Annotated in this window: 9 protein-coding genes and 1 pseudogene; 7 read left to right on the plus strand and 3 right to left on the minus strand. The window is 70.6% G+C overall.

From position 1 onward, the window contains the following. The first annotated feature begins 56 nt into the window (after nt 1-56). A complete protein-coding gene (locus tag QFZ67_RS31365; RefSeq protein WP_307664417.1) occupies nt 57-1,673 on the plus strand; it encodes a N,N-dimethylformamidase beta subunit family domain-containing protein in 1,617 nt (538 codons plus the stop codon). Here the strand turns inward: QFZ67_RS31365 and QFZ67_RS31370 are convergent. The 3 genes from QFZ67_RS31370 to hmgA all read right to left on the minus strand — a co-directional run bounded on the left by QFZ67_RS31370 (nt 1,655) and on the right by hmgA (nt 5,098). Beyond that, nucleotides 1,655-2,815, minus strand: a complete 1,161-nt coding sequence (locus QFZ67_RS31370) for a type ISP restriction/modification enzyme (protein WP_307664418.1) — start codon at nt 2,813-2,815, stop codon at nt 1,655-1,657. The two genes, QFZ67_RS31365 and QFZ67_RS31370, sit on opposite strands and share 19 nt — an antisense overlap. Before the next feature lie 176 nt (nt 2,816-2,991). Continuing rightward, nucleotides 2,992-3,741, minus strand: coding sequence for a GntR family transcriptional regulator (locus tag QFZ67_RS31375; RefSeq protein WP_307664419.1), 750 nt, complete (start codon nt 3,739-3,741; stop codon nt 2,992-2,994). Nucleotides 3,742-3,754: 13 nt separating this feature from the next. Then, a complete protein-coding gene (hmgA, locus tag QFZ67_RS31380) occupies nt 3,755-5,098 on the minus strand; it encodes a homogentisate 1,2-dioxygenase (RefSeq protein WP_307664420.1) in 1,344 nt (447 codons plus the stop codon). Nucleotides 5,099-5,180: 82 nt separating this feature from the next. Here hmgA and QFZ67_RS31385 point away from each other — a divergent pair, with 82 nt between their 5' ends. The 6 genes and pseudogenes from QFZ67_RS31385 (at nt 5,181) to QFZ67_RS31410 (ending at nt 14,140) form a co-directional block, all read left to right on the plus strand. Next, complete coding sequence (locus tag QFZ67_RS31385) at nt 5,181-5,795, plus strand: TetR/AcrR family transcriptional regulator (RefSeq protein WP_307666040.1); 615 nt, start codon at nt 5,181-5,183, stop codon at nt 5,793-5,795. A gap of 416 nt (nt 5,796-6,211) precedes the next feature. Then, on the plus strand, nt 6,212-8,425 hold the full coding sequence (locus tag QFZ67_RS31390) for a molybdopterin oxidoreductase family protein (RefSeq protein ID WP_307664421.1): 2,214 nt from the start codon (nt 6,212-6,214) through the stop codon (nt 8,423-8,425). 120 nt (nt 8,426-8,545) lie between these two features. Further along, nucleotides 8,546-9,943, plus strand: coding sequence for a CitMHS family transporter (locus QFZ67_RS31395; RefSeq protein WP_307664422.1), 1,398 nt, complete (start codon nt 8,546-8,548; stop codon nt 9,941-9,943). Next, nucleotides 9,943-11,251: pseudogene (locus QFZ67_RS31400) on the plus strand (MFS transporter). The gene QFZ67_RS31395 and the pseudogene QFZ67_RS31400 overlap by 1 nt, the downstream one beginning before the upstream one ends. Nucleotides 11,252-11,304: 53 nt before the next feature. Beyond that, nucleotides 11,305-12,651 carry an ABC transporter ATP-binding protein gene (locus QFZ67_RS31405; protein WP_307664423.1) on the plus strand — a complete coding sequence of 449 codons (1,347 nt, stop codon included), beginning with the start codon at nt 11,305-11,307 and terminating at the stop codon, nt 12,649-12,651. A gap of 94 nt (nt 12,652-12,745) precedes the next feature. Further along, a complete protein-coding gene (locus tag QFZ67_RS31410; protein ID WP_307664424.1) occupies nt 12,746-14,140 on the plus strand; it encodes an aldehyde dehydrogenase family protein in 1,395 nt (464 codons plus the stop codon). Nucleotides 14,141-14,144: the final 4 nt, after the last annotated feature.

Genomic DNA, 14,144 nt, shown 5'->3' on the forward strand with positions numbered 1-14,144 from the left:
TGATCTTCTGGCTGACACAGCAACGTACGCGGATCCAGTTCGGCCGAGGGGATGCGATGACGCAGCGTGAGGTATCGGACGAGGCGGGGTACCCGGGGTGGTTCGGGCGCAGGCGGGTGCTGGGGCTGGCCGCAGCCACGTTCGTGTCGTCGCAGCCGTGGCTCGGTACGGAATCGGCCGCGCAGCCCGGCGCGGTACCCGGTGGCCGGCCCGGGGACGTGCCGGAGGAGTCCGGGCTCGATGTGCGTGCCGAGAACTCCCGGCCGGGAGCTCGTGACTGGCGGATCACCCGGGCGGGTGCGGCTGGTGCCATTCAAGGCTTCGCCGAGCGCGTCAGTGTGCGCTCGGGGGAGGTCGTCGCGCTGCGCGTGTCGACGACGGCTGCGGCCTACACCGTTTCTGCGTACAGGATGGGCTGGTACGGCGGAGCGAGGGCTCGTCTCGTCTGGAGCTCGGGCCTATTGCCGGGGGTGCTTCAGCCTCCGGCGCTGCTCGATGCCGACACGCGGATGGCGCGTGCCGACTGGCGGCGGACGGCGGAAGTGGACACCTCGGGCTGGCCGGAGGGCTGCTACCTGCTGCGGCTGGACGCCGAGGACGGCCGGGGGCAGAGGTTCGTACCGCTCACGATCCGGTCTTCTTCCGCAGCCGGCCGTGTGGTGGTGGTCAATTCGGTCGCCACCTGGCAGGCGTACAACCGGTGGGGTGGCGCCGACCTGTACAAGGGCACGACCGGCAAGAAGGGTTCGCGATCCCTCGCGGTGTCATTCGACCGTCCCTACTCGGGCGGTCATGGGGCCGGCCAGTACCTCGTCTACGAGGCGCCGTTGGTCGCGCTGGCCGAGCGGACAGGGCTTCCGCTGGCGTACGCCACGGGAGTGGACGTGGCCCGTGAGCCGCGGTTCCTGGGCGAGGCCGTGGCCATGCTCTCGCTCGGGCACGACGAGTACTGGAGTCCCGAGCAGCGGCGGCACGTGGCCTCGGCGCGCGACGGGGGTATGAACCTGGCCGTGCTCGGGGCCAACTGCTGCTACCGGCGTGTCCGCTTCGAGCCGTCCGCCGTGGGAGCGGACCGGATCGTGGTCTGCTACAAGGGCGACTACGCCAAGGACCCCGGGTTCCAGCGCGGGTGCCCTCCGACGAACGACTACCGGCGAATGCCCGCACCCGAGCCCGAGAGTTCCCTGCTCGGGGTCATCTACGACGGCTACCCGGTGGACGCGCCGTTCGTGGTGTCCCATCCGGATCACTGGCTGCTGGAGGGCACCGGGGTGCGGCTGGGCGACTCCTTCCCTCACCTGGTGGGCGTCGAGTACGACCGGGTGAACCCGGCTCATCCCACGCCTCGGCCGATCGAGATCCTGGCGCATTCGCCGGTGGTGTGCAAAGGACGCCCCTCGTACGCCGACATGGCCTACTGCTCCCTGCCCGGCGGGGCGGGCGTCTTCGCCACGGGCACGATGCGCTGGGTCGAGGCGCTGGAGGCGACCGGCCCGGGCGGGGGCAAGGCGAATCACGGACTGGACGAGCGGGCCGGGAACTTCACCCGTACCGTGACGGCCAACGTCCTGCGGGCGTTCGCGCAGGGGCCGGCGGGGGACGCGAGACCCGCGCATGACAATCTGGCCGATTCCTTCGCCCCTCACAACGCCCGTCACAGCAGGGCGAACTGACCCTCCGGCCCTTCCTCATGATGGTCGAGTACGGAGGCGGGCCGCCGGGTTACGTCGCTCGGCGGCAGAACACCAGGGAGCTCGGTGCTCTCCATCCCCTTCAACTCCTGCTTCTGGAGCCGGAGTTGACCCAGCAATGCCAGCACGGTGATCAGTTCCAGCAGCTCGGAGGTCCACTCCTGCGGCCACACCGCGGGCCGGATCGCCTCCAGCGTCCCGGGCTCGGCCTCGGCGGTACGGCGCTCGAACCAGAGCTCCAGCACGCGTACGCCACCCACCTCGAAGTCCCAGGCGGCCGCGGGCACGGGTGAGATCCGGCCGGTCCCGAGGCTGAGCACCTCCTCCTCGGCGTCGTACGCGATCGCGTCGGGCCGGGCGGGCACGGCGGCCCTCACATACGGCCGCCGACCGCCCGGCAGCCGGGGCCGCTCGCCGCCCCGGGCCCCGCGCAGCTGGACCTCCATCATCCGCCGCCCCAACTCCACACCGCTCACCCACACGTGGGGGTCGGCGGGCAGCGGCACCACGCATCCCGCTGCCGACGTCTCGGCGGCCGCGACGATCCAGGCAACGACGTCGTCGGTCTCGACCTCGCGTCCGTACCGGCTCCCCAGGGCGGACAGCAGCCCGGGCGCGAGATTGGGCTCGACGCCACCGGGCCGCCGGTAGAGCGGACGAATCCGCCCGGGCCTTCCCGCGGGCGAGCGCCCGTCCGGCAACAGGGCGGAGACGACCACGGCAGGCCCCGACGCGTCGGCCACCCACCCTTGCTCGACGACAAACACCTGCCGCTCATCGGCGACCCGCCACAACTCGGGCCGGGCGGAGTCGATGAGCCGGTGGTCGGGAATCAGCCACTGCTCGTCGAAGGCCCCGTGCAGCACCCGCACCGGCGCGGGACACCGCCCGTCCTCCCGGACGAACCTGCCCGTCCCGCTGGTCTGCCCGGGCAACTGGGCAACGGCACTGCGCGGCGTACGGGCCCGAGTGCACCCGAACAAGGCATCGCGCTCGACGCCCTCAACGCGCACAAGAGCATCCCACCGGGCCTTGAGAGAGCCCGCATCCGGGGCCATCACCCAGGCCCGCCCCAGCCGCAATGGGGGGACGCCCCATGGCATGAGCTCGTCCAGCATCGGCATGCCGAAATGCTAACCGGGGGCCCGGAGGCCCGTCCCGGGCCCACCCCGAGACCCGCACCGCGGACGACTCGCCCACGGACGCCCGTACCGCAGACGCCCGTACCACGGACGCCCGTACCGCCGAGGCCCGTACCACGGACGCCCGTCCCCCGAGGCCCGCACCCCCGACCGGACGGTCACTCCGCGTCGACCGTCACCGAGAACGAGAACCGGTCCCCCCTGTACCGAATCCGTGCCACATCCACCACCCGCCCGCCCTCGTCGTACGTCACCCCCGTGTAATGCAGGATCGGGCTCAGCAACGGCACCCTCAGCAGCTCCGCCGTCGGCGGGTCCGCCAGCCGGGCCTCCACCGTGTCCGTGATTCTGCTGATCCGCACCCCCAGCGAATCGCGCAGCACCTTCGTCATCGGCCAGCGCTCCAGATCCGCGACGTCCAGCCCCGCCGCCACATCCGGGTGCACCGCGTTCTCCGCCCAGTTGGTCGGCTCACCGCTATCGCCGTCGCAGCGCAGCCGCCGGTACGTCACGACCTCGGCCACGTCGGGGAAGTACTCCGCGAGGTCGCCCCGCACCGTCTCGGGCCCGTGCCCCAGGATCGTCGTCCGCTCGCCCGACTGCTGGGCCACGATCGCGTCGATCGAGCCCAGCAGCCGCCTCGGCGCGCCCCGCCGCGCCCCCGGCTCGATGAAGGTGCCGCGCCGCCGGTGCCTGCTGATCAGGCCCTCCTCCTCCAGCTCCTTGAGGGCCTGGCGCATGGTCAGCACGCTGACGCCGTAGTGCGCGGCGAGCTGCTCCTCGGTCGGCAGCCGCAGCGACGCCTCGGGCGCTCGGCCCAGTATGGAGGCGCGCAGGGACTGCGAGACCTGGTACCACAGCGGCAGTTTGCGGTTCAGGACCAGCGAGTCGGGGGCAAAGGCGGTCACGGGGTACTCCGTACTACGACCGGAAGTGGCGCTCAAGACCCTGCCACACGTCGTCGTACCCCTTCTGCAGATGGTCGGCGTTCGCCGCCTGCGCGGTCGCCGTCATCGGCCAGCGCGTCTCGAACATGAACGCAAGCCCGTCGTCGATCTTCTGCGGCTTCAGCTCGGCGGCGCTGGCGCGGTCGAAGGTCTCCCGGTCGGGGCCGTGCGCGGACATCATGTTGTGCAGCGAACCGCCCCCCGGCACGAAGCCTTCGGCCTTGGCGTCGTACGCGCCCTCGATCAGGCCCATGTACTCGCTCATCACATTGCGGTGGAAGTACGGCGGCCGGAAGGTGTCCTCGCCGACCAGCCAGCGCGGCGCGAAGACCACGAAGTCGACCCCGGCCAGGCCCGGGGTGTCGCTCGGCGACGTCAGCACGGTGAAGATCGACGGGTCCGGGTGGTCGTACGAGATCGTCCCGATCACATTGAAGCGGCGCAGGTCGTAGACGTACGGAACATGATTGCCGTGCCAGGCGACGACATCGAGCGGCGAGTGGTCGTAGGTCGCGGCCCAGAGGTTCCCGCAGAACTTGTTCACGACCTCGACCGGACGCTCCACGTCCTCGTACGCGGCCTCGGGCGCGAGGAAGTCCCGGGCGTTGGCGAGGCCGTTCGCGCCGATCGGCCCGAGGTCGGGGAGCTGGAAGGGCTGCCCGTAGTTCTCGCAGACATAGCCGCGGGCGGTCGGGCTCTGCCCGCCATCAGGCACAGCGGCGAGCAGCTCGACCCGGAAGCGGACGCCGCGCGGGATCAGCGCCACCTCGCCGGGCCGGGCGGCGAGCAGCCCCAGCTCCGTGCGGAGCAGCAGGCCGCCGCTCTCGGGCACGATCAGCAGCTCGCCGTCCGAGTCGCTGAACACCCGGTCGGTCATGGAGGCGTTGGCGTGGTAGAGGTGCACGGCCATGCCGGTGCGCTGGCTCGCGTCGCCGTTGCCTCCGAGCGTCCACAGACCGGCCAGCCAGTCTGTGCCGGGCGCGGGCTCCGGCAGGGGGTTCCAGCGGAGCCGGTTGGGGTCGGGGACGGACTCGGCGAAGGGCGCGCTGCGTACGCCGCCGTTGCCGATGCGGACGAACGGCGGATGGGCGGCCGACGGGCGGATCCGGTACAGCCAGGAGCGGCGGTTGTGGGCGCGCGGCTCGGTGAACGCGCTGCCGCTCAGCTGTTCCGCGTACAGCCCGAGCGGTGCCCGCTGCGGTGAGTTGCGCCCGTGCGGAAGTGCGCCCGGCACGGCCTCCGAGCTGTGCTCATTGCCGAAGCCGGGCGAGTACCCAAGGCCTTCGGCGGTCTTGCGCGCCTGCTCGATGCCGCTCATCGTCCGCTCCCGGTGCTGAAGGATTCCTATGTATAACCGTAGGATTGCGGGACCGCCCCGTCAACGGCAACAGGGCGGCATGATGTACCGCGTGTCTCCAGCCCATCTCCGCCGTACGCCCGTGCAGCAGCGCAGCGCCGAGCGGCTCGCCCGGATCCTGGACGCCTGTGCCGAACTCCTCGACGAGACCGGTTACGAGGAGCTGTCCACCCGCGCGGTGGCTGCCAGGGCCGGCGTCCCCATCGGTTCCGTCTACCGCTTCTTCGGCAATAAGCGTGCCCTCGCCGACGCTCTCGCCCACCGCAATCTGGACAGTTACGCCGAGCGGATCAGCGGCCGTATCGCCTCGCTCGGCGCGGGCGACTGGCGCGGCGCCCTCGATGCCGTACTGGACGAGTACCTGGCGATGAAGCGCACCGTCCCCGGCTTCGCGCTGATCGACTTCGGCTACCGGATCCCGATGGGCGCGCCTGCGGTCGGAGCGAACCATCAGGTGGCCGACCGCCTCGCCGCGCTGCTCGCGGGCCATCTGGGCCGCGGCGTCGACGAGGAACTGCGCCGGGCGGTGCTGGTCTCGGTCGAGGCGGCGGACGCGCTGCTGCAACTCGCCTTTCGGGTGGAGCCGGCGGGGGACGAGGGGATCGTCGCGGAGACGCGGGAGCTGTTGCGGGCGTATCTCGGACGGGTCCTCGATTAGGCGGGTGCCGGGGTGGGGGCGGGGGTCGCCTGCGGCGGACTTGCCCCCTACCCGCCCCTTCCCGAACTGGGGGCAAGCCCCCAGACCCCGGTACGCCCTTCGGGCGTTGTCCTCAATCGCCGGACGGGCTTGATTTCCCGACGGGGCGAAATTCAAGCCTCGTGGGGTCCCCCGGACGAAGTCTGGGGGAGTTTGAGGCGCGGGGCTTGGGGCGGAGCCCCAAAATCAGCCCCTCCGGCGTTTGAGGAGCGGGGTCTGGGGCGGAGCCCCGACGAAGTCTGGGGGAGATTGAGGCGCGGGGGCCGGGGCGGAGCCCCGGTTACGGGAAGACTGCTCGTACCCCTCCCCTCCGTGCATACCGGTCGGTATGCTCGACTCTGAACCGCGCGCCACCGCCGTCGCCCCGGGGAGGGCCCATGTCCCACACAGCTGCCACCCGTACCGCATTGCGCATCTGTCCCCTTTGTGAGGCCACCTGCGGACTGACCCTCACCATCGAGGGCACCCGCGTCACCCGCGCCCGCGGTGACCGCGACGACATATTCAGCAAGGGCTTCATCTGCCCCAAGGGTGCGTCCTTCGGGGAGCTCGACGCCGACCCCGACCGGCTGCGCGCCCCCCTCGTACGCAAGAACGGCGAGCTCCAGGAGACCAGTTGGGAGGAGGCCTTCGACGTGGTCGCGGCCCGGATCAGGCCGCTGATCGAGGAGCACGGACCGAATGCCGTGGGCGTCCTCCTCGGCAATCCCAATGTCCACACCATGGCCGGCGCGCTCTATCCGCCCGTACTGCTCTCGCTGCTGCGTACCCGCAATCTCTTCACCGCCAGCACCCTGGACCAGATGCCGAAGCATGTCTCCAGCGGGCTGCTCTTCGGTGACCCCGTCGCCATCCCCGTCCCTGACCTGGACCGCACCGACCATCTGCTGCTCCTCGGCGCCAACCCCTTCGACTCCAACGGCAGCCTGTGCACCGCGGCCGACTTCCCGGGCAAGCTCAAGGCGCTGCGCCGGCGCGGCGGCACGCTGACCGTCGTCGACCCGCGACGCACCCGCACCGCGCAGCTCGCCGACCGGCACATCGCCATCCGGCCCGGCGCCGACGCCCTGCTGCTCGCCGCCATCGCCCAGACCCTCTTTGAGGAGAAGCTCGCCGACCTCGGAACGCTCGAAGCGCATGTCGAGGGAGTGGCTGAAGTCGCCGAAGCGGTAAGGGAGTTCACGCCCGAAGCGGTCGCTGCCGCCTGCGACATGGGCGCCGAGGAGATCCGTACGATCGCCCGCGAGCTCGCCGCCGCGCCCACCGCCGCCGTGTACGGACGCGTCGGCAGCAGCACCGTGGAGTACGGCACCCTCACCAATTGGCTGGTTGACGTCCTCAATGTGCTCACCGGCAACCTCGACCGCCCCGGCGGCGCGCTCTTCCCGCTCTCCGCCACCGACCGCGCACCCCGCCCCGCCGCCCCCGGCAAGGGCTTCGCCCTCGGCCGCTGGACGAGCAGGGTCAGCGGCCACCCCGAGGCCAAGAGTGAACTGCCCATGGCCGCGCTCGCCGAGGAGATCGACACCCCCGGGGACGGGCGGATCCGCGCGGTGATCTCGCTCGCCGCCAACCCGGTGCTCTCCGCGCCCGACGGTGACCGGCTCGACCACGCGCTGGCCGGACTCGACTTCATGGTCAGCGTCGACCCGTACCTCAACGAGACCTCGCGCCACGCGGACGTGCTGCTGCCCCCGCCGCCGCCCTCCCAGAGCGCGCACTTCGACTTCGCCTTCAACGCCTTCGCCGTACACAACCAGGCCCGCTACAGCCCGGCGGTCGTCCCCCTGGAGGAGGGCCGCCTCGGCGAGTGCGAGATCCAGGCCCGTCTGGTGCTCGCCGTCGGCGGCATGCATGGCGCGGACCCGGGCGCCGTCGACGACATGGTCATCGAGCGCACCCTCACCAAGGCCGTCGCCGATCCGCACTCCCCGGTCCACGGCCATGACGTGAAGGAGCTGACCGCGCAGCTCACCGGCCACAGCGGGCCGGAGCGGCGACTGGACATGATGCTGCGCCTCGGCCCGTACGACCTCACCCTCGACAAGCTCCTGGAGCACCCGCACGGCATCGACCTCGGCCCGCTTCAGCCCCGGATCCCGCAGGTCCTCAAGACCCGCAGCGGACGCGTCGAGCTGCTGCCGGAGCCCATCGCCGCCGATCTGCCGAGGCTGCGGCGCGCCCTGGAAGAGCGGCCCGCCGCCCTCGTCCTCGTCGGCCGCCGCCATCTGCGCTCCAACAACAGCTGGATGCACAACGTCGCCACGCTCAACGGCGGCTCCAACCGCTGCACTCTTCAGGTCCACCCGGCCGATGCGGCCCGGCTCGGTCTTGAGGACGGCGCCCAGGTCCGTATCACGGCGGACGGAGGGGAGCTCGAAGCGCCGGTGGAGATCACCGACGCCGTACGGACCGGAGTGGTGAGCCTGCCGCACGGCTGGGGACACAGCCGGCCGGGCACCCGGATGTCGGTGGCCGCCGCGCGCCCCGGAGTCAATGTCAATCAGCTGCTCGACGGCTCTCGGCTCGACCCGCTGTCCGGCACCGCCGTGCTCAACGGCTTCCCCGTCGAACTATCACCTACGCGATGACCTGGGGTTTTGCTCGTATTGCTCACGCGTCAACATCTTGTTAACGACCTTTGGCGCGACCTAACGTCATCCGAACCGCCGATCCGGTGGGAGTTCAAGGGTGAACGTTAGGTGTCCCAAATGCTGACAATCCTCGGCTTCGTCATGATTGCGACCTTCCTGGTCCTGATCATGATGAAGAAGATGTCGCCGATCGCGGCGCTGGTCCTCATCCCAGCCCTCTTCTGCGTATTCGTGGGAAAGGGCGCGAACCTCGGCGACTACGTCATCGAAGGGGTCGGCACGCTCGCCCCCACCGCGGCGATGCTGATGTTCGCGATCGTCTACTTCGGCGTGATGATCGACGTGGGGCTGTTCGACCCGATCGTCCGCGGAATTCTGCGCTTCTGTAAGGCGGATCCGCTGCGCGTCGTGGTCGGTACGGCGGTGCTGGCCGCGATCGTCTCTCTCGACGGCGACGGCTCCACCACCTTCATGATCACCGTCTCGGCGATGTATCCGCTCTACAAGCGCCTCAAGATGAGCCTGGTCGTGATGACCGGCGTCGCCGCCATGGCCAACGGCGTGATGAACACCCTCCCCTGGGGCGGCCCCACCGCCCGTGCGGCGACCGCGCTGAAGGTGGATGCGGGCGACGTCTTCGTCCCGATGATCCCGGCGCTCGGCGTCGGACTGCTCTTCGTCTTCGTCCTCTCCTACGTGCTGGGCCGGCGCGAGCGCAAGCGCCTGGGCGTCCTCACGCTCGACGAGGTGCTGGAGCCGGAGACCGAGACGGTGCTGGTCAAGGCGGGTGGCGGCGACAGTGAGGGGCGAGCCGCCTCCGGAACTGCCGGTTCTGGTGCGGACGTTCCCCAGCAGGATGAAGACGACGAGGGCTTCCAGGGCCTTGACCCGAACCGCGCGACCCTGCGCCCCAAGCTGTACTGGTTCAACGCGGCACTCACCGTCACTCTCCTCACCGCAATGATCATGGAATGGCTGCCGATCCCGGTGCTGTTCCTGCTCGGCGCCGCGCTCGCCCTGACGGTCAACTATCCGAAGATGACCGACCAAAGGGCGAGGATCGCCGCCCATGCCGAGAACGTCTTGAATGTCGCCGGCATGGTCTTCGCCGCCGCCGTCTTCACCGGAGTCCTCACCGGCACCGGCATGGTCAAGCACATGGCTGACTGGCTCGTCGGCGCCATCCCCGAGGGGATGGGCCCGCACATGGCGCTCGTCACCGGCGTCCTGAGCATCCCGCTCACCTACTTCATGTCGAACGACGGTTTCTACTTCGGTGTCCTGCCGGTCCTTGCCGAGGCGGGCGCCGCACACGGCGTCTCCTCGCTGGAGATCGCCCGCGCCTCGCTCACCGGCCAGGTCCTGCACATGTCGAGTCCGCTCGTTCCCGCGGTGTACGTCCTGGTCGGCATGGCCAAGGTCGAATTCGGCGACCACACAAGGTTTGTCGTCAAGTGGGCCGCACTGACCTCGCTCATCGTGCTCGGTTCCGGAATCCTCTTCGGCATCATCTGATGCCTTCCAGCGGCTGGCTGCTGCGCCTCGTCATCGCCTTCGGCTTCGCGCAGGCGGCGGTGTCGATGGGGCGGCCGGCCGTCTCCTACCGGGCGCTGGCCCTGGGCGCGGACGAGCGCGCGATCGGTGTGATCGCCGGTGTGTACGCGCTGCTTCCCCTGTTCGCCGCCGTACCGCTGGGGCGCAAGACGGACCACGGGCGGTGTGCACCCTGCTGCCCATCGGCGTCGTCCTGATCTCCGGCGGGTGTGCCCTCAGCGGTTCGGCGGTCTCGCTCTTCGCCATGGCGGCCTGGAGCGGGGAGCGAAGCGAATGGGGGTCCCCCCGGCCGAAGGCTGGGGGAGGGCCTCGGCCATCTCTGCTTCGTCATCGGCGCGCAGTCGATCGTCGCCCGTCAGCCCGTACCCGCCGAACAGGACCGCAACTTCGGCCACTTCACCATCGGCGCCTCGCTCGGCCAGCTCGTCGGACCGATCGCGGCGGGGGGTGATCGGCGGCGCCATGGCCGGTACGAGCGCACTCGCCCTGGTCGTCTCGGCGGCCGTCGCGGCCGTCTCCTTCACCTCGCTGTGGCGCATCGAAAGCCGTACGGACGCACCCGCGGCCCGCGACAGAAAGCCGAAGGTCCCCGTCCACCGCATCCTGCGCGCACGGGGCGTCCCGGCCGGGAACTTCATCAGCCTCGCCGTGCTCTCGGCCACCGACATCCTCACCGCCTGTCTGCCGGTGATCGGCGAGCACCGCGGCATCGCACCCGCGACCATCGGCCTGCTGCTGAGCCTGCGCGCCGCCGCCACCATCGCCTGCCGCCTGGTGATGACCCCGATGATCCGTCTGCTCGGCCGCACGGCGCTGATGACCGTGACCTGTCTGCTCGGCGGACTGCTGTGCGCGGGCATCGCGCTGCCCGTCCCGGTCTGGGCGCTCGCCCTGATGCTCGCCGTCCTCGGCTTCTGCCTGGGCGTCGGCCAGCCGCTGTCGATGACGACGGTCGTCCAGGCCGCCCCGGCCGACGCGCGATCGACCGCGCTCGCCCTGAGACTGACCGGAAACCGCCTCGGCCAGGTCGCCGCGCCCGCCTCCGCCGGACTGGTCGCGGGCGTCGCGGGCACGGCGGCGCCCTTCGCCATGCTGGGCGTACTGCTTCTGGCAGCGGCCGGACTGGCCACGCGGCAGCCGGGCCGCAGGGATCATCCGGGAGTTGACTGCCCCAGGGCAGGTGGGTTGCCACGCCCGCCGGGTGCGGACGGCTCCGTACAAAAAGCCCAGCCCCAACCTGCGCGCGAGTCATTCCCTGACCGGGAGTAGTCGGCTAGTTTCAGGCGTCTCAGTCGCTCCCCTCTTCCCCTCGGCGGAACCATATGAGTCGCGCCATCTCGCTTCGCAGTGTCAGCAAGAGGTACGAACGCACCGCTCGAGCCGTCGACCGTTTCACCCTCGACATCGAGCCGGGGGAGTTCGTGGTGCTGCTCGGCCCTTCGGGCTGCGGCAAGTCGACCGTGCTGCGCATGATCGCCGGTCTCGAGGACATCACCGAGGGGGAGTTGCTGCTCGACGGCGAGTACGCCAACCACGTCCCGCCCCGTGACCGCGGCATGGCCATGGTGTTCCAGAACTTCGCGCTCTACCCGAGCATGACCAACCGCCAGAACATCGGCTTCCCGCTGCGGCTGGAGAACCCCCGGCTGGACTGCGACCCGCAGGTCGAGGCCACCGCCCGGATGCTCGGCATCGAGGACGTCCTGGACCGATACCCCAACCAGCTCTCCGGCGGCGAACGCCAGCGGGTCGCGATGGGCCGGGCCATCACCCGGCGGCCCTCCGTCTTCCTGATGGACGAGCCGCTGTCCAACCTCGACGCGAAGCTGCGCAACCATCTGCGGGCCGAAATCTCCCAGCTCACCGCCGAGTTGGGGGTGACCACCGTCTACGTCACGCACGATCAGGCCGAGGCCATGTCGCTCGGCGACCGGGTCGCCGTGATGCGCGGCGGGGTGCTCCAGCAGGTGAGCACCCCACGCGATACGTACGCCCTGCCCGAGAACGTCTTCGTCGCCGCGTTCATCGGCACGCCGCGCATCAATCTGCTGCAGGCCGTCGTCTACGCGCCGCTGGACGGCCGCATGTCGATCGACCTCGGCAAACAGCGGCTGCCGCTGCCCGAACCCCTCAGTACCGACCACCAGTTGCTCCGCATCCAGCAGGGCCGGCAGATAATCGTCGGCCTGCGCTCCGAAGCCACCCGGATCGCCCCGCCGAGCCAGGCCCGCCCCGGCGAGGTCGCCCTTACCGGGATCGTCGAGCACATGGAGTACCAGGGGCATGAAGCGCTGGTGCACTTCAACACCGGCTCGCAGCCCGCCGTGGTCGCCGACCTTGAGTCGCCCAGGCCGCAGGCCCCCGCGCGAAGGCGCAGAAGTAGAAGCGGCGGCCCGAGCGTCCTGACCCGGATGAAGGAGCGCGCGTTCGCCCATGTCTCGGGGCCCGTGGTGGCGCTCGACGACCCGGAGCCGGGGCCTCGTCCCGTCGCCGCCGAGCGCCCGGCCGTCGCCTCGAGCGATCTGGTCGTGCGGACCGGACCCGATGTGCGGCTGCGCACCGGCGCTCAGGTGCCGCTCCTCGTCGACCTCGCGCATCTGTACGTCTTCGACCACCACGGCCGCAGGATCTGCCCTGCTCCGACGGACCTCCCGGGCCTGGACGCCTGAGGGTCCCGGCTACGCTCCAGGTGCCCCTGGCGTCCAAAAACTAACACCGCTAGTTTGGGGTGTGGACGACTACCGCAGTTTCTGGAGGAGTGCGATGAAGGCCCACGACGGGATGTACATCGGCGGCCAGTGGCGGCCAGCCGCAGGCCCGGACACCATCGCCGTGGTGAACCCGGCGGACGAGCAGGTCATCGGCCATGTCCCGGCCGGCACGGCCGAGGACGTCGACGCCGCCGTGCGCGCCGCCCGCGCCGCGTTCCCCGGCTGGGCCGCCACCGGGCCGGTCGAGCGCGCGGCCAGGATCGCCGCACTGCGCGATGTGCTTGTGGCACGCGTGGACGAGATCGCCGAGACCGTCACCGCCGAGCTCGGCGCGCCGCTCGCCCTGTCGCAGTCGGTCCACGCGGGCGTGCCGATTCTGGTCGCCGGCTCCTACGCGGAGCTGGCCGCCTCCTACTCCTTCGAGGAGAAGATCGGCAACTCCACCGTGCTGCTGGAGCCGGTCGGCGTGGTCGGCGCCATCACGCCCTGGAACTACCCGCTGCACCAGGTCGTCGCCAAGGTGGCGCCCGCTCTCGCGGCGGGCTGCACCGTAGTCCTCAAGCCCGCCGAGGACACCCCGCTGACCGCGCAGCTCTTCGCCGAGGCCGTCGACGAGGCCGGACTGCCCGCCGGGGTGTTCAACCTGGTGACGGGCCTCGGGCCGGTCGCCGGACAGGCCCTCGCCGCGCACGAGGACGTGGATCTCGTCTCCTTCACCGGCTCCACGGCGGTCGGCAGGCAGATCGGCGCCACGGCAGGGGCCGCCGTCAAGCGGGTCGCCCTGGAGCTCGGCGGCAAGTCCGCCAATGTCATCCTGCCGAGCGCCGATCTGGCCAAGGCCGTCAACGTCGGCGTCGCCAATGTGATGTCCAACTCCGGCCAGACGTGCAGCGCGTGGACCCGGATGCTGGTCCACAAGGACCAGTACGAGGAGGCGGTGGCACTCGCGGCTGCCGCGGTCGCCAAATACGTACCGGGCGAGCGGGTCGGCCCGCTGGTCAACGCCAAGCAGCAGCAGCGCGTACGCGGCTATATCGAGAAGGGCGTCGCGGAGGGCGCCCGCCTTGTCGCGGGCGGTCCCGCCGCCCCGCACGAGACGGGCTACTACGTCAGCCCCACCGTCTTCGCCGATGTCACCCCGGATATGACCATCGCCCAGGAGGAGATCTTCGGCCCTGTCGTCTCCCTGATCGAGTACGCGGACGAGGACGACGCGCTCCGTATCGCCAACGGCACGGTCTACGGCCTCGCGGGCGCGGTCTGGGCGGCGGACGAGGCGGAGGCCGTCGCCTTCGCCCGCCGGATGGACACCGGACAGGTCGACATCAACGGCGGGCGCTTCAACCCCCTTGCCCCGTTCGGCGGTTACAAGCAGTCGGGTGTGGGCCGCGAGCTCGGCCCGCACGGTCTGTCCGAGTACCTCCAGACCAAGTCCCTCCAGTTCTGAGCCG

Source organism: Streptomyces sp. V1I1 (assembly GCF_030817355.1).
GTDB lineage: Bacteria > Actinomycetota > Actinomycetes > Streptomycetales > Streptomycetaceae > Streptomyces.